15 protein-coding genes are annotated in these 15635 nt (G+C 64.4%); 7 read left to right on the top strand and 8 right to left on the bottom strand.

The window, feature by feature from the left end; genetic code table 11:
* Window positions 1-99: 99 nt before the first annotated feature.
* Entirely contained in the window at window positions 100-882 is a 783-nt protein-coding gene (gene xth, locus FHS94_RS03250; RefSeq protein ID WP_184054633.1) for an exodeoxyribonuclease III, read from the bottom strand.
* Between the two features lie 226 nt (window positions 883-1108).
* Here xth and FHS94_RS03255 point away from each other — a divergent pair, with 226 nt between their 5' ends.
* Entirely contained in the window at window positions 1109-3136 is a 2028-nt protein-coding gene (locus FHS94_RS03255; RefSeq protein ID WP_184054635.1) for a M3 family metallopeptidase, read from the top strand.
* Window positions 3137-3289: 153 nt separating this feature from the next.
* The gene (locus FHS94_RS03260) at window positions 3290-4117 is read left to right on the top strand and encodes a formate/nitrite transporter family protein (RefSeq protein ID WP_184054637.1); all 828 of its coding nucleotides are present in this window, start codon (window positions 3290-3292) and stop codon (window positions 4115-4117) included.
* A gap of 384 nt (window positions 4118-4501) precedes the next feature.
* Here FHS94_RS03260 and FHS94_RS03265 read toward each other — a convergent pair whose 3' ends face one another.
* Both FHS94_RS03265 and FHS94_RS03270 read right to left on the bottom strand, forming a co-directional pair.
* Window positions 4502-5320, bottom strand: a complete 819-nt coding sequence (locus FHS94_RS03265; RefSeq protein WP_184054639.1) for a ferredoxin--NADP reductase — start codon at window positions 5318-5320, stop codon at window positions 4502-4504.
* A 196-nt stretch (window positions 5321-5516) separates the two neighbouring features.
* Window positions 5517-8066, bottom strand: coding sequence for a M1 family metallopeptidase (locus FHS94_RS03270; RefSeq protein ID WP_343055139.1), 2550 nt, complete (start codon window positions 8064-8066; stop codon window positions 5517-5519).
* A gap of 132 nt (window positions 8067-8198) precedes the next feature.
* Between FHS94_RS03270 and FHS94_RS03275 the strand changes: the two genes are divergently transcribed.
* Window positions 8199-9161 carry an NAD(P)H-dependent flavin oxidoreductase gene (locus FHS94_RS03275; RefSeq protein ID WP_184054643.1) on the top strand — a complete coding sequence of 321 codons (963 nt, stop codon included), beginning with the start codon at window positions 8199-8201 and terminating at the stop codon, window positions 9159-9161.
* On the opposite strand, the gene FHS94_RS03280 is transcribed toward FHS94_RS03275, so the two are convergent.
* Window positions 9158-9616, bottom strand: a complete 459-nt coding sequence (locus tag FHS94_RS03280; RefSeq protein ID WP_184055264.1) for a DUF1465 family protein — start codon at window positions 9614-9616, stop codon at window positions 9158-9160. The two genes, FHS94_RS03275 and FHS94_RS03280, sit on opposite strands and share 4 nt — an antisense overlap.
* A 72-nt stretch (window positions 9617-9688) precedes the next feature.
* The gene (locus tag FHS94_RS03285) at window positions 9689-9886 is read right to left on the bottom strand and encodes a YdcH family protein (protein ID WP_184054645.1); all 198 of its coding nucleotides are present in this window, start codon (window positions 9884-9886) and stop codon (window positions 9689-9691) included.
* 184 nt (window positions 9887-10070) lie between these two features.
* On the opposite strand from FHS94_RS03285, the gene FHS94_RS03290 reads away from it, so the two are divergent.
* Window positions 10071-10226 carry a YdcH family protein gene (locus tag FHS94_RS03290; protein ID WP_184054647.1) on the top strand — a complete coding sequence of 52 codons (156 nt, stop codon included), beginning with the start codon at window positions 10071-10073 and terminating at the stop codon, window positions 10224-10226.
* Window positions 10227-10290: 64 nt separating this feature from the next.
* On the opposite strand, the gene FHS94_RS03295 is transcribed toward FHS94_RS03290, so the two are convergent.
* Together FHS94_RS03295 and dksA are read right to left on the bottom strand one after the other, a co-directional pair.
* A complete protein-coding gene (locus tag FHS94_RS03295; RefSeq protein ID WP_184054649.1) occupies window positions 10291-10650 on the bottom strand; it encodes a PilZ domain-containing protein in 360 nt (119 codons plus the stop codon).
* Window positions 10651-10729: 79 nt separating this feature from the next.
* Window positions 10730-11194 (bottom strand): RNA polymerase-binding protein DksA, encoded by a 465-nt coding sequence (gene dksA, locus FHS94_RS03300; RefSeq protein WP_184054651.1) that lies wholly within the window; start codon window positions 11192-11194, stop codon window positions 10730-10732.
* A 383-nt stretch (window positions 11195-11577) separates the two neighbouring features.
* On the opposite strand from dksA, the gene FHS94_RS03305 reads away from it, so the two are divergent.
* Window positions 11578-12474 carry a PEP-CTERM sorting domain-containing protein gene (locus FHS94_RS03305; RefSeq protein ID WP_221234521.1) on the top strand — a complete coding sequence of 299 codons (897 nt, stop codon included), beginning with the start codon at window positions 11578-11580 and terminating at the stop codon, window positions 12472-12474.
* Between the two features lie 91 nt (window positions 12475-12565).
* Here the strand turns inward: FHS94_RS03305 and FHS94_RS03310 are convergent, their stop codons facing one another.
* Complete coding sequence (locus FHS94_RS03310) at window positions 12566-13084, bottom strand: host attachment family protein (protein ID WP_184054656.1); 519 nt, start codon at window positions 13082-13084, stop codon at window positions 12566-12568.
* 90 nt (window positions 13085-13174) lie between these two features.
* Between FHS94_RS03310 and serS the strand changes: the two genes are divergently transcribed.
* Together serS and FHS94_RS03320 are read left to right on the top strand one after the other, a co-directional pair.
* Entirely contained in the window at window positions 13175-14452 is a 1278-nt protein-coding gene (serS, locus tag FHS94_RS03315; RefSeq protein ID WP_184054658.1) for a serine--tRNA ligase, read from the top strand.
* 33 nt (window positions 14453-14485) lie between these two features.
* A complete protein-coding gene (locus FHS94_RS03320) occupies window positions 14486-15607 on the top strand; it encodes a peptidoglycan DD-metalloendopeptidase family protein (protein ID WP_343055142.1) in 1122 nt (373 codons plus the stop codon).
* The last annotated feature ends 28 nt before the right edge of the window (window positions 15608-15635 follow it).

A 15635-nucleotide genomic window follows, 5' to 3' on the forward strand; every position in this document is an offset into this window, starting at 1 on the left:
ATGTTCCTACAAGGCTGCCGTAGGACGGCCGCAATCAGACCTTCGAAGCTCGCCGACGTCCACTCCCGTCCATCCTGCGCCTTTGAGACACTGCTCCCGTCAGCTTGCCGGACCGTTCAATTCGATCCAGGTCGGGGCGTGGTCGCTGGTCTTTTCCCACCCGCGAACCTGCCGTGCCACCCCTCCATTCTTCAGACGGCCCGCAATCGATGGGCTCAGGAGGAGGTGGTCGATCCGGAGTCCGGCATCGCGCCCGAACGCGTTCCGGAAGTAGTCCCAGAATGTATAAATCGTCTCGTCCGGGTAGATGCGGCGCAGCGAGTCCGCCCAGCCCTGCTCCAGCAGCCGCGCGTACAGCGCCCGAACCTCTGGAGCGAACAACGCGTCGTCCGTCCACCGCTCCGGCTTATACACGTCGCGCTCTGTCGGCATGACGTTAAAGTCGCCTGCAAGGACGACGGGAGCGCCGGTGGCGAGCAGCGCTGCCGCGTGGTCGATCAGCCGTTCGAACCAGGCAAGCTTGTAGTCGAATTTCGGCCCCGGCCGCGGATTTCCATTGGGGAGGTACAGGCCCCCGACAATGACACCAGCGATAGCAGCCTCGATGTACCGGCTTTGCGAGGGGTCGGGGTCGCCCGGCAGCCCCCGTCGCGTTTCGTGGATCTCACCCACCCGGCTAAGGAGCGCCACCCCGTTCCAGCTCTTCTGCCCGTGCCAGATCGCTTCATAGCCGAGGTCGCGGATCGGGCCTTCCGGAAATTTGTCCTGCGGCGCCTTGAGCTCCTGCAAGCACACGATGTCTGGGCGCTCTTCTTCCAGCCACCGCAGCAACACCGGGAGACGGCCGTTGACGCCGTTCACGTTGTACGTGGCAATCCTCATCGATGATCCGGCAAAGCGTGGCTGGCCAGCACTGCAAGTGTCGAGGAGGGCGAGAGTCCGACATTGTCGATCGTCCTCAGCTCGCAGGGTGTCGGCATCTCCAACAGACTCCCGTCACGAGGACTAGTTCCAGCCCCAATCCACCGATCGTGACGCTTTAGTCTCGTCAAGGGCAAGCGTTTCAAGGAGCATTCCAAAGCCGGCGTGATTACCCCACATAGATGGCATGACCATCGACACTCTGCTTCGCCCAGACGGACTGCCCCGCTTCAAAGAGATCAAACCCGAGAAGGTAGGACCTGCCCTGCATGAGGCGATCGCGGCACAGGAAGCTGTGGTGAAGGAGCTCACCGCAGAACTTCCGACCAGCTTCGACGAAGTCTGGATGCCGCTTGAGCGGACCGCGAACAAGGTGGATGGGTTGTGGTCTTCGGTGTCTCACCTTCATGCGGTTGCGGACACGCCTGAACTGCGTGCGGCCCACGCTGCGGGCCAGGCGCAGCTTGTTGAGCACCAGATGAAGTTGCAGCAGAACCGAGCATTATTTGATCTGCTTACCCGGCTGTCGGCCTCGCCAGCCTTTGCCGAACTGCCCACATCCGACCGTGTTGCCGTCGAGCACGCCTTGCGGGACTTCACCCTCTCCGGCGTTGCCCTGGACGACGGAGCACGGGCCCGCTTCGCCCAAGTCTCCGTCGAGCTGTCAACGCTAATGACCGAGTTCGGCAGCGCGGTTTTAGACGCAACGGAGGCCTGGTCCGAGCACATCCTGGACGAGCAGCGCCTTTCAGGCCTGTCGGAAGCGGATAAGTCCATGCTGGCATCCGCCGCCAGGGCAACGGATCTCGATGGCTGGCTGGTAACCCTGCAGCAGCCGAGTGTCATCGCGGTCCTGACGTTTGCGGAAGATCGCGACCTTCGCGCCCGGGTCTATGAAGCCTATGGCACTCGCGCCTCGAACCGCGGCCCTAACGCGGGACAGTTCGACAACTCCGACCGCATCACCCGCATTCTGGAGCTGCGGCGGGAGGCGGCCACGCTGCTTGGCTATCCCGATCCTGTTGCGCTCTCCCTGGCAACCAAGATGGCACCCGATGCCGGCGAGGTTCTGACCTTCCTTCGGGATCTTGCGCGCCGTGCCAAGCCGGCTGCCGAGCGTGAGCTCGCCGAACTCCGCGCGTTCGCGTCCGAGGATCTGGGGATCGCGGACCTCCAGCCCTGGGACGTGACCTTCGCGGCCGAGCGCCTGCGTCGAGCGCGTTACCTGGTCGATGAACACGCGGTTCGCGCCTATTTTCCCGTTGAGCGCGTCCTGGCAGGGTGGCAGAAACTGCTGGGCCAGTTGTACGGCGTCCAGCTTGTCGAGCGTCACGACGTCGAGCTGTGGCATGAGGACGCGCGCTACTTTGACGTGGTCGGCAGTGACGGCGCCGCCTTTGCCGGACTCTACCTTGACCTGCATGCACGGCCCGGCAAGCGCGGCGGCGCCTGGATGGCAGAGGCACGTCCGCGGCTACGCAATGGTGAGGTCGTGACGGGCCCGGTGGCCTATATGGTCTGCAACTTCGCCCCCAAAAGTGATGATGCGCCTTCCTTGCTGTCTCACTCGGACGTCCTGACGCTCCTTCATGAGACGGGGCACTGTCTCCACCTTCTGTTCACGGAGGTGGACCGACCGAGCATCGCCGGGACGAACGGCTTCGAGTGGGACGCTGTTGAGCTGCCCAGTCAGCTCATGGAGGACTTCGCCTGGGATCCGGTGGTGTTGACCAACATGTCCGGCCACCATGCCAGGGGCGAGCCGCTGCCGGCTGAATTCTTCGACCGGCTGCTGTCGGCGCGGCAGTTTCAGTCGGGGATGTTCATCGTTCGACAGATCGAATTCGCCATGTTCGACCTGCTGCTCCACCTCGGCACGCTCGGGTCCGACCCGATGGAGGTGATCGAGGCCGTGCGCGAAGAGGTCGCGGTGATCCGCCCGCCGGAATGGCACCGGCTTCCCCACGCTTTCTCTCATATCTTCGCCGGCGGTTATGCGTCGGGCTATTACAGTTATCTCTGGGCCGAGGTGCTGGCCGCCGATGGGTTTCGGCGCTTTGCTGAGGCTGGCTTGCTCGACCGCAACGTCGGTGACGCCTTCCGGCACGAGGTGCTCGCCAAGGGTGCCAGCCGACCGGCGGCGGACAGCTTTCGCGCGTTCAGGGGTCGTGATCCGGACCCCACTGCGATGCTGCTGCGGCGGGGACTGCTCTGATTTGCAGAGCAGGCTGCCACGCTCCGCGCGGCAGCAAATCTTGGTTGCTACGCGGTGGGCTATCGTAAGAGGTGTACCAGAGACACCTCCAGCGACCGAACATGTAATACCCCGCGATACGGAGAAATTGTCGGAGCTACCCGTTCCTGGCGGATGGACACTGAGGGCGCCGATCCAGCGATAGAGGAAATCAAGGCAGCCGACGCCAAGGAGCTTCACCGTGCGGTCCGTGAAGAGGGCCAAGCGGAACTCGACCGTCGCACCCCGTCCTTGCTTTGGTCCGCTCTCGCCGGTGGGCTGGCGATCAACGCCTCGTTGATCGCAGAGGGGGCAATTCATGCCATGACGCCGGAAACGCCCTGGCGACACCTCATCGTGAGCCTTGGCTACCCGCTTGGATTCCTCCTGGTCGTGCTCGGGCGAATGCAGTTCTTCACCGAAAGCACCATCACGGCGATGCTGCCCCTCGTGAGCCGACCTTCAGGAGCGACGGCCTGGAAAACGGTGCGGCTCTGGACGCTGGTACTGATCGGCAACCTTGCCGGTACGGCTCTGGCGACCCTCGCGCTTGCGCACGTCCCGCTGGCAGACCCGCCGCTCCAGGACGCAATGGTTGCTGTTTCCGCCGCTATCCTGAAGCATGACGCGACCTCGACTTTCTGGACGGCAATACCGGCGGGCTTCATGATCGCGAGCATCGCGTGGGTGCTGCCCAACGCGCGCGAGCAATCATTCCTGGTGATCTTCGTTGTCACTTACGTGGTCGGGGCGGCCAATTTCAGCCACTCGGTCGTGGGTTCTGCAGAAGCTTTCACTCTGCTCTGGGCCGGGCGCATCGATCTTGCGGGCGCGCTACTGGGCTCCATCATGCCTGCTGTATTAGGCAATCTCGTCGGCGGAGCGGGGCTGTTCGCGCTGCTTGCCCACGGCCAGGTTCACAGCGAGATGGTTGACGAAGGCAAAGCGTCAGAGCTGCCGTAAGCGGCTGCTTGCGGCGTTGCCGTCGTTGAAGCTGTTCCCCGTTCTTAAGAGGCTAGGCCTACAGGATTGGCTCTGGCGCGATTGGAGCGGGTTTCCGAACGGAGCGGCTCACGCCGATTCAGACTGAACACGCCGATCGCTCCCGCTCACGCCCCGGCCAGCACCCAGCGCGCAATGCGTCCAGCCTGCAACCTATGAACCACCCTCGCGCCGTAAAACATGAACACGGTCAGCCGCCTCTGCTCCACCGCCACCTTGGCAGCACCAATGGAGCCGGCCGGGAGGACCGCAAGATCGGCGGCCCGCCCAGCGCTTCCGATAGTCCGGTTGAAGGCTTAGCTGCGGCCTCGCATGGGTCGTTGAACTACGCCCTGCGCAGCTCGCTCAGCCAACGAAGGCGCGCTCTACCACGAACTGTCCCGGGTTGGATTGGGTACCTTCCGTCAGCCCCCAGCCAGTCAGGATCTCGACCATCTCCTTGTTGAAGGCGATCGAGCCGCAGATCATGAAACGGGATGTCTGGCGCGCGTCGGTCGTCAGGTTCAGATCCTGACGGAACAGTCCATCGCGGATCCTGTCCGTGATCCGGCCTTGACGATGGAACTCGCCTCTCGTGACAGTCGGATAATAGGTGAACCGGTCGCGCAGGAGTTCGCCAAAGATCTCGTCCGTGCGGATCTCGTCCTCCAGGAACTCGCGATAGGCGAGTTCCTCCTTCTGGCGGACGGTATGGCTGACCACGATGTGTTCGAAGCGCTCGTGGGTTTCAGGGTCGCGGAGCACGGACAGGAACGGCGCCAGACCTGTGCCTGTACCGACCATGATTAGGCGCTCGCCCGGTTCGAGCGCGTCGACGACCAGGGTGCCGGTGGGCTTGCGACCCAGGAGGACAAGATCGCCCACCTCAAGGTGCTGCAGCCTCGACGTGAGTGCACCGTGCGCTACCTTCACCGAGAAAAACTCGAGGTGATCCTCCCAGGCGGGGCTCGCAATGGAATAGGCGCGCATGACAGGCCGTCCATCGGCACCGGGCAAGCCGATCATGATGAACTCGCCGGACGCGAAGCGGAAGCTTTGCGGCCGCTCGATGCGAAAGCTGAACAGATCAGCTGTCCAGTGGTGCACCCAAGTCACGCGCTGCGCGTGCAGCCCCTTTGCCTCTGCTATCGCGGCCAACCCGACCTGATGTGATTGCTCCGACATAGTGTTGCATTCGGCTCCAAGTGACAGGACCGCAAGCCTATAGGCCGTCCGGGCGCGAGTTCCAGCAGGGAACCGGCCTCAACGCTGTTCTCGATGCTAGCGCGCACCGCAAGCCGGGGGAGGAGCGCAATAAGGCCGAGCACCAGCCCGCCTCGTCACGCTAGCCCGAACGTCGGGACCCCCGAAGCCCGCCGGCCTACCGCCCCAGCCAGCGGGCGAGGCCAGGCTGAAGCCGCCCCGCAATCTCGCGAGAGGCCGCCATTCGTGCAATTGTCCGCTCGGCCTGGCCGCGAGCCGACGCGGGGAGATTGGCGGCCGCATAGGCGCTGATCTTGCTCGGCATCGCGGGATCGAGCGATCCCTGCCCCAGTTGCGGCACAAAGCCCGCGCGGCTGGACGCCTCCACAAAGGTGTTGACCAGCGACGCATGCGACGCCGCCCAGTCGAACGCCAGATCAGGATGCTGGCCAGCCACGGAGCGGAGCAGAATAGCCTTTTGCGGCGCGGTCAGCGCGTCCGTGTTGAGCTGTTCGAGCGCGCGGCGGGCAATCGCCTCGTCCCGGGCGCGGCCGAGCAGGCCAACATAGCCGTTGCGCACGACCGGGTTCCGCTCCGCAGTGGTCATGGCGAGCAGCGCGTCCCACTCGGCGGCCGTAGCGTTGGCCGCATAGGTCTGAAGCATCGGCTGGCGGATCGCCGGCGGGATCGCGTTGGGGTCGGTCCGGAGCTTCGCGACATATTGGCGCGCAGTGGCGGCCAGTTGCGGGTCACCGCTGCTGCCCAGCACGGAAAGCAGCCCTTCACGCAAATTGGTAACAGGCGGCGCCTCGTTGGGCTGCTGAGTCATGCCGATACGCGCGAGCACCGGCTGGAGCAGCGACACCGTCCGCGACCGCAGCGGCTCGGCCAGCGGCGTTGACCCGAAGCGGCCGTTCAACTGCGACAACACGCGTGTCACCGCCGACCATTCCAGCGGGTCCGCCTGTGGGCCCACCTTCGCCATCAACTCAAAGAAGCGGCTGATGTCCTGATCGCCAGACGTTGCGAGACCATAATCGTCGCCCAGCGTCCCGATCCGATCGCGCAGTGGCAGCGTCGCATAGCCGCGAACGATCGCGTCATGCGCGGCAGCGTCGTAGCGGACACGGGTGTAGCTCTGCTTGCCAAGATTGGCGATGAAGGGCGCGCAGCCTGGTGCGGTTACCTGGGCGGACGGGCCGGCCAGCACCGTCGTGGCGGCAGAACCGCCAACAATGCCGTAAGCAAGCGGGATCTGCCACTGCTGGGGCGCCTTGGACGCCTGATCGATGCCGAACCGGCTTTGCGTCAGCGTCGCCGTCGTGCGGCCGCCAGCGCAACGGACGTCCGACACGGTGACGAGCGGCACGCCGCCCTGCAGGGTGAAGGTATGGGCAATCTCCGCCACGGGGCGACCCGATGCCGCGGCAAGCTCGGCCCACAGCTGATCAGTGGCGGTGTTGCCGTATTTGTAACGGGCCATGTAGCGGCGAATGCCCGCGCGGAATTTGTCCGGGCCCAGGGTGGATTCCAGCATGCCGATCACCGCCTGGCCCTTTTGATAGGTGATCGTGTCGAACGCTTCGCTGATCTGCTCGGGCGTTTCGACGTGGCGAACGATGGGGTGAGTCGCTGCGGTCGCGTCAAGCGCGATCGCTTCCTCGCGCTCGGTGACCAGCGACTGCGCATCGGCGTTCCAATCGGGGTTGAGGTCGGCTGAGGCCTTGCCCTCCATCCACGAAGCGAAGCCTTCGTTCAGCCACAGGTCGTCCCACCATGACATGGTGACGAGATCGCCGAACCATTGGTGGGCCATCTCGTGCGCAACGACGGTGTAGATGCGCTGGCGATTGCTGGCGGTTGCGCGCTTGGCGTCGAACAACAGTTCGGGCTCGAAGTAGAAAATGGCGCCCCAGTTTTCCATCGCGCCAAAGAACTGGCTTGAGCCGGGACCTGCGATCATGTCCATCTTGGGCAGCGGGTAAGGCTGGCCAAAATAGTCGTTGTAATAGGACAGCAGCTTCTGCGCCGAAGCGAGCGCGTAGTCGCCCTGGTCGACCACGCCGCGGCGGGTGATCACGCCGATCTCCACATTGCCGGCCTTGACCGTCTTGCGCTCGACATCACCCATGCCGAGGAACAGGAGATAGCTCGACATCTTGGGGCTGGTCGCAAATCGATAACGCTGCTTGTCGCCCTCGGTCGTCACCTGCGTCGCAGGCATATTGGAGAAGGCAAGCTGGCCCTTGGGGGCCACCGCGGTCAGGGTGAAGGTCGCCTTGAACCCCGGCTCGTCGAACATCGGCGCGAAACGGCGGGCATCAGGCGCCTCGAACTGGGTCGCCAGCATCCGCGACTTGCTGCCGTCGTCGTTGGTGTAATCAATCGCGAACAGCCCGGCGGCGGATTCGTTGATCTTGCCTGTCCAGGCCAGACCCAGCTTGTGCTGCCCGGCCGCAAGAGTCGTCGGCGCGGTCAGCGTAACGCGCTGCGCGGCTGCGTCGATCTTGGCATCAACGCGCTTGCCGTCGATCGTTGCAGATGAGATCGCCAAGTCTGCGGCATTGAGCGTGATCGTGCGGGTCGGCGCCGTCACGCTGACCGTGATCGTCTCCGTTCCAGTAAAGCTCATCGCTTTGGCATCTGGCGTGACGCTGATGTCATACGCGCTCGGGACAACAGTGCGCGGCAGCTGGGCCTGTGCCAGTGCGGGAGCAGAAACGGTCAAGGACAACAGAGCAATAGCGAGCTTCATAGGGAGACCTTGTGACACGACAATGGCCCTGCCCTAGCCGGTGCCACACGCCCTGCCAATCGCATCGCTGGACAGGTTCATTGGTTGCATGTGACAACCTGACCGATGAGCCTTCCTCCCATCCTGTCCTCGCTGCGGCTGCCGGTCATCGGCGCGCCTTTGTTCATCATCTCCAACCCCGACCTCGTCATCGCGCAATGCAAGGCGGGCATCGTGGGCTCATTTCCGGCGCTGAATGCACGACCGGCATCCCAGCTCGACGAATGGTTACACCGGATCACGGAGGAACTGGCGGCACATAATCGTGCCAATCCCGACCAGCCGGCAGCCCCGTTCGCCGTCAATCAGATCGTACATCGGTCCAACGATCGGCTGGAGTCGGACCTTGCAACCTGCGCCAAGTGGCAGGTTCCCATCGTCATAACCTCACTCGGCGCGCGTGAAGACCTGAACGCTGCGGTGCATGGCTGGGGTGGAAGTACCTTCCACGACGTTATCGACGACCGCTTTGCACGAAAGGCGGTGGAGAAAGGCGCAGACGGGCTGATCGCCGTGGCAGCGGGTGCCGGCGGCCACGCTGGGCGCCTATCTCCTTTCGCGCTGGTGTCCGAAATCCGGCAATGGTTCACTGGCCCGCTCGCCTTGTCGGGCTCGATCGCGACCGGGGGCGCGATCCTTGCGGCGCAGGCAATGGGCGCTGACCTGGCGTACATCGGATCGCCGTTCATCGCGACCGAGGAAGCTAACGCCGAGCCGGGATACAAGCAGGCGGTGGTCGACGGGCGCGCCGCCGATATCATCTATTCGAACCTGTTTACGGGCGTTCACGGCAACTACCTGCGCGGTTCGATCGAGGCGGCGGGGCTGGATCCCGACAACCTGCCCGAAGGGGATCTGAAGATGATGGATTTCGGCGGCGGCAACGGCTCCAAGGCAAAGGCGTGGCGCGACATCTGGGGGTCGGGCCAGGGCATCGGATCGGTGACGCGGGTGGAGCCAGCGGCGGCGCTGGTTGAACGGCTGCTGGGTGAATATCTGGGGGCGAGAGAGCGGGTCCTGAGCCGCTAAAAGAATTGCTTGAGCCGCTCCAGCATCGATCGAGCAGGGCTGACGACAGACACAACGTCCTGTGCGGTATCCAGCCGCGCTGCCCGCCGGTGCAGATCCTCGCTTGCCGCTATCAACGACTGAGCGCGAGGTGGCAGCGCATGTAGTAGGTCGACGTCGCTCGCCGGTGCATCACCCAGCCGCCGAGATGAATGCAGGACCTCACTCGGCGCAAGCTCACCTGCCTCTAACGCACGCCGGGTCAACAGCCACGCGATGACATGCATGAGACGGGTCGTCACCTTGAGCGACTCGCACGAGAACCCGACTCGGACGGCTGGATCGAGCAAGTCTCGCTCTGCCCGGCCCACCTCGTCGAAATACGCACGCGCTTCGTCGGCCAGCAGCATCGCCTCCAGGTATAGCGAGTCCGTCAGACGGCGGTAAAGCTTTGGGTGATCGACATAGCTCGGCATTGGAAGGAACGCTGCCACGTCGCGGCACGGCTGCCCAGCCCTCAAGCAGTCCCGATTTCGCTCACTTGATGGCTAGGCGATGATGTCGGGAACTAATTCATCCTCAATCAACGCGATCTCATCCCGCAAACGAAGCTTCCGCTTCTTCAAGCGGGCGAGCTGCAACTGATCGGGCACACCCGCATCGGCCAGTGCGGAGATCGCTGCATCCAGGTCGCGATGTTCCATTCGCAGCAGGTCAAGTCGGCCATCCAGTTCCACATCGTTCATTTGTTGCTGCCCGCCCCTGGCCCGCCTGTCGGACCGCCTTTGTACTCACGCAGCCCCATCGCGGAAAGCGGGTGGTCGCAGCCATCCACTCGACTGGTCGAATCGAATGCAATCGGACGAGACACAATCGCTCCGTCGTGATTTATTCAGTTCCCCACCAAGCAAATCGCAGGAGACCGACGTCATGCAGACGACGCATCAAACCGCTTTGGAGGCCAAGCACGCGGGCCTGGACCGCAAACTGGCCGAGGAACGGTTGCGGCCGATGCCGGACGAACGGACAATCGCGGAGCTGAAGAAGCAAAAGCTCCGGTTAAAGGAGGAACTGCAACGGTTCTGATCCCCTGCGCGCCGGCCTGACCGGCGCGCACCTTTTCGGGAAAAGGCAGCCCCGCGTTATGCGATCAGGGTTGACCGCGTGTCGTGACGGGCTTTCTCGCCTTCTTGGGATCGATCGACTCGTCCAGCGCAATACCGATCCTGCCCGCAGCCGCCCAGGCCACACGACCGGCAACACTGCCGATCCCGCGAACCGCAACCGTTAGCTGGTCCCCGATGCTGACCGGCCCGTCATACTCGGCCATCATCCCTCCGGCAGACAGGTTGCGCACCCGCACCTCGCGCTCCTCCCGCCCGACCAGCTTCAATTGAGCAAGCAGGAACAGGCTGTCGCGCGACCGAGCCGCCGACGCGCCGTTGTCGTTATCGCTACCGGGACCGGTGGCGGGCGGAAAAGGAAAGACACCGTCCATCGTCGAACTCATGTTCTGGATCGGCTCCGACTAGGGCGAAAGACTGAAGCGTTCGTTGACGAAATACCCGTCCTTATACGCCGGTATTCGGTCAATCCTCCCTGCTTACCTTCTCATGCCGCTCATGGCGCTCTTGCGCTTCAACAGTCATGGTCGCGATCGGGCGTGCCTCCAGCCGAGCAAGGCTGATCGGTTCGCCCGTCACCTCGCAATAACCATATTCGCCCTCGTCGATCCGGCGCAGCGCCGCATCGATCTTGGACACCAGCTTGCGCTGGCGATCGCGGGTACGCAGTTCGATCGACCAGTCGGTTTCGCTGGACGCACGATCGGTGAGGTCCGCCTCCCGCAGCGAGTCGATCTGTAGCTGTGACAGGGTTTCCTGCGCTTCTCGCAGGATGGCGTCCTTCCACGCGGTCAGCTTGGCCCGGAAATACGCCTGTTGACGCAAGCTCATAAACGGTTCGTCGGGATGCGGACGATAGCCGGCCCCCGAGTCATTGGCTGCTGTCGGCTCAGTGCCGGCACTCTCGACGCGATTCAACACGGTTGCCATGACGCCACTCCCCTCGAACCGCAGCGGCACTTTTGCGCGTCGCGGCTCACTCCCCAATCCTTGCGGGCCTATAATCTGAAGCAGGATTGCTCACAAGCAGGCTGCAAGAACATGAATGTTTCACGGCCCAAGTGTTGCGGCAGAGGCACAGGCCCGGAAAACACCCCGGTTCACGACTTGACGCTCCACCGCGAGAGAAAGGTATCGCGCCGGGCTGTCCCGAACTGACACGTTAATCGCGCCAGAGATGCCGTTGCACCACAGTTTCTGTATTGGCGCGGTAAGAAGGTGGTTAACAGACTTGCGCTTAATCCTTTGTTCCGCACTTTGCAGTCAAGCGGCCCATGTCGCGGGATTGAGAAAGAGCTTTCATGTCTGTTCGGATGGCCCTGGCTAAATTGTGCGCATGCGCGTGCGGCGGTGCGGTAATCGGCGGCGGCGCCGTGCACATGGCAGAACGGCCACGCCAGGTTGCCTACAACACCAAGGGATACGTCGCGACCAAGAAGATCGTGAAGCGCCGCGTTGTGATCACCCGGCCCGTGCGGCGGGTCGTGACCACTACCAAGACAACCTGTGCGCCTACGGTGGTTACGGTCGCAAATGTACCGGCACCCGTTCCCCTGCCCCAGCCCGTACCCTTCGAGTCGGGCGGCGGCAGTGTTCCAGTTGTGGTCGGCGGAACCGGGGGCTTCGGCTTTGGCGGGGGGCTTGGTGGCGGATTCGGCGGCGGCTTTGGTGGCAGCGGCGGCGGCGGTGGTGGAGCGGTTGTCGCGATCGACAACAGCAACAGCAACACAAACAACAACTCCCAGAACCAGAACCAGAACCAAAATCAGAACCAAAATCAGAACCAGAACGAAAACCAGAACCAGAACCAGAACGGGCAGCAGCCGGGCAAGGATCATCCCGGAAAGCCCGACAAGGATGGCGGTGGATGGAGCAGCTCCACCGGCAGCAGCAGCTCTTCATCGTCCTTTGGCGGCTCAAGCAGCTCGTCGGGCAGCTATAGCTCGTCCAGCGACGGCTACTCGTCCTCGGGTGGCTGGTCGTCAAACGGGCCAGGCGCCAGCTCGTCGGGTTCCGGTTCGTCGTCGGGCAGCAGCTCGTCGTCGAGCTCCTCGTCCAGCTCCGGCTCAAGCTCCGGCTCTTCATCATCGTCGGGCAGCAATGGTGGCCCACCGCAGCCCGTGCCTGCTCCGCCGATGTTGCTGTTGTTCGGCGGCGCGGCAGCAGCGCTGGTGGCGCGGCGCAAGAAAAAGGCTGCAGAAGCGGCCTGAATCGTCCCTCCGTGCAGGGGAGGCGAGGGGCTCGCGGCATTGTGCCGCGGGCCCCTTTTCCATCCAGGCCCGAGCGCGCCGGGCCTGAGCGTCAGGCGTCGCGCAGCGCCTTCTCGATCTGATCGACTGGGCGGTTGGTGAGGTCTTTGGCCAGTTCACCGGCGAGCCGGCTCTCGACTTCCTTGTGGTAGTGCTTGCGCAACTCTCCAAGCGTCTTGGGCGGCGCGACCACAATCAGCTTCTCGAACTCGTTGGCCAATGCTCGTTTCTTGAGAAGGTCGGCGGTCTGAGCGGCAAAACGGTCTTCCTCCTGCTGGTGAAAGTCGACCTCGTCCATGCTTCCGCGCGATGGGGCAAAGGCGCCGCCCTCACCGCCACCATTCGGGCCGGCCATGCCGCCGCCGCGCGCGGCGGCCGGCGCATTTGAGCCCATCTGCGACCCGAACGAGCCGCCAGCCGCGTCGGTTTTCTGATCGCGGTCGGCGGGGTTGGGGTGCTCTTCGGCGTGTTCGACCTGGAGGTTGGGATATTCCGCGTCGCCCTGGTTGCGGAAGAACAGCATCTTTCGGCCGTCGGCGACGAGGACAAAAGCGTTGTGGGGGACCTGCATGGTGGGGGTTCTCCTCTACTTACTCCCCGTCAACGCCCCGAGCGGCGCGGGGGTTGCCCCCGTTACGCCGCAAAGCCATAGCCCGGCGCCATGCACGACATCCGCCTGATCCGGGACGACCCGGCCGCCTTTGACGCAGCGCTCGCGAAACGCGGCGTCGACCCACGCGCCGCAGCCTTGCTGGCACTGGACGAAGCGCGCCGTGGCTGCATTGCACGCGCCCAGGACGCCCAGACCCGCCGCAACGCCCTGTCCAAGGAAATCGGCCAGGCAAAGGCTGCGAAGGACGAAGCGCGCGCACAAGTGCTGATGGCTGAAGTCGCGCAACTGAAGGACGCGCTGCCCCAACTGGAAGCAGAAGAAGCGCGAATCGGCGCCGAGCTCGACGGAGCGCTCGCCGCCCTGCCCAACCGGCCCGCCGGTGGCGTGCCGGAGGGCGCCGATGAAGATGCCAACGTCCTTGTCCATGAACATGGCGAGCGCCCAAGCTTTGCGTTCCAGGCGGCCGAACATGATGCGATCGGGCCGGCGCTGGGCATGGACTTCGATACCGGCGTCTCGATCGCGGGCGCCCGCTTCACCCTGCTGCGCGGCAGCGTCGCGCGCCTGAACCGCGCGCTAGGCCAATTCATGCTGGACCGTTTGGCCGGGGCAGGCTTCGAAGAAGTCGTGCCGCCCCTGCTGGTCCGTGACGAGGCCATGTTCGGCACCGGGCAGCTGCCAAAGTTTGCCGAAGACCTGTTCCATACCACGGACGGCCGTTGGCTCATCTCGACCGCAGAGGTCAGCCTGACCAACATCGTGCGCGAGAGCATCCTGCCGGAAGCCGCGCTGCCGCTGCGCTTCGCAGCCCTGACACCGTGCTTCCGTTCGGAAGCGGGCGCGGCAGGTCGGGATACGCGGGGGCTTATCCGCCAGCACCAGTTCGACAAGGTCGAAATGGTCGCGATCACCACACCGGACGCGTCGGATGCGGAGCATGAGCAGATGACGCGCTGCGCCGAAGGCGTGCTGGAGGCGTTGGACCTGCCATACCGCCGGATGCTGCTGTGCACGGGCGACATGGGCTTCACGTCGGCGCGGACCTTTGACCTCGAGGTTTGGCTTCCGGGCCAGGAACGGTACCGCGAAATCTCCAGCTGCTCGACCTGCACCGACTTCCAGGCCCGGCGCATGAACGCCCGCTATCGGCCGGAGGGTGAGAAGGCGACCCGCTTTGTTCACACGCTCAACGGGTCGGCTCTGGCCGTGGGGCGCACGCTGGTGGCGGTCATCGAGAATAGTCAGCAGGCAGATGGATCGGTCGTCATTCCCACGGCGTTGCGGCCCTATCTAGGTGGGCTGGAGGTCATCGAGCCCGCTCGCTAGGCCCGCTCGCGAGTGAGCGTCAGGGAGACTGGGGTGCGGCGATCGGCTGGGGTAATAGGAGCGGCACTGGCGCTGGGTGGCTGCATTCCGCAGGTTGATCCGCCCGCCGCCGCCTCCCCCGCCCCGCAGCCGGTCATCCAGCGCGCGCCCCGGCCCATGCGCGCGGAGGGCTACGAACCGGCGTCCCGTCGGCCCTTGATCCAGCAGAAGGAAGAGCCCGCACCCCCTGCACCGGACATCTACGCCCCGCCCGCGCCCCGCCCGGCGTGGGAAGCGCGACCGGTCGTACCGGACGCGCGGGAGGTTTCGCCGTCGACCTATGTCGTTCAGGCAGGCGACACGCTGACCCGTGTGTCGAGCCGCACCGGCGCCGGTGTCGAGGCGATTGCGCGCGCCAATGCTTTGCAACCACCCTATGAGGTCCGCAACGGTCAGCGGCTCAGCATACCCGGCGGCCGATACCACCTGGTCCGTTCCGGACAGACAGGCATCGGCATCGCCCGTGCGTATGGCGTTGAATGGTCGCGCATCATCGCCGAGAACGGGCTGGAGGAGCCGTTTGTGCTGCGGGTCGGCCAGCGCGTGCTGATCCCCGGTGCCGCCGTAACGGGCACGAGCCTGGCTGACCGGGCGGCGGCGTTCACACTCGACATCGACGATATCATTACCGGCGGTGAGCCCGCGCTTGCCCGCAACGAAATTCCGGCAAGGCCGGTCAGGACGCCTCGCCGCGTGCTTCCCGCCACTGCCGCGATCGTCGCGCCATCACGCTTGGCTGGCGGTTTCGAATGGCCGGTCGAAGGCAGGATCGTGAAGCGCTTCGGCCGGGGTGCGAGCGGCGAACGCAATGACGGGATCAAGATTGCGACTCCGCTGGCGACACCTATCCACGCCACCGCAGATGGGGTCGTCGCATATGTCGGCAGCGGCATTGCGGCGCTGGGCGGCCTTGTCATCATCAAGCATGGAGATCGCTGGGCCAGCGTTTACGGACATGCGTCCAAGCTGCTGGTCCAGCGCGGCCAAGCGGTGAAGCGCGGGCAGACAATCGCTCTGTCTGGCGAGAGCGGCTTTGCGGACCGGCCCGAGCTGCATTTCGAGCTGCGCAAGGGCCGCACCCCGGTGGACCCGACGTTGCAGCTTCCCCCGATCTGAGCGGGGTGACGGGCGAACACGCTGCGTG

It is taken from the genome of Sphingomonas aerophila (assembly GCF_014199305.1).
In the GTDB taxonomy this organism is placed as follows: Bacteria; Pseudomonadota; Alphaproteobacteria; order Sphingomonadales; family Sphingomonadaceae; genus Sphingomonas; species Sphingomonas aerophila.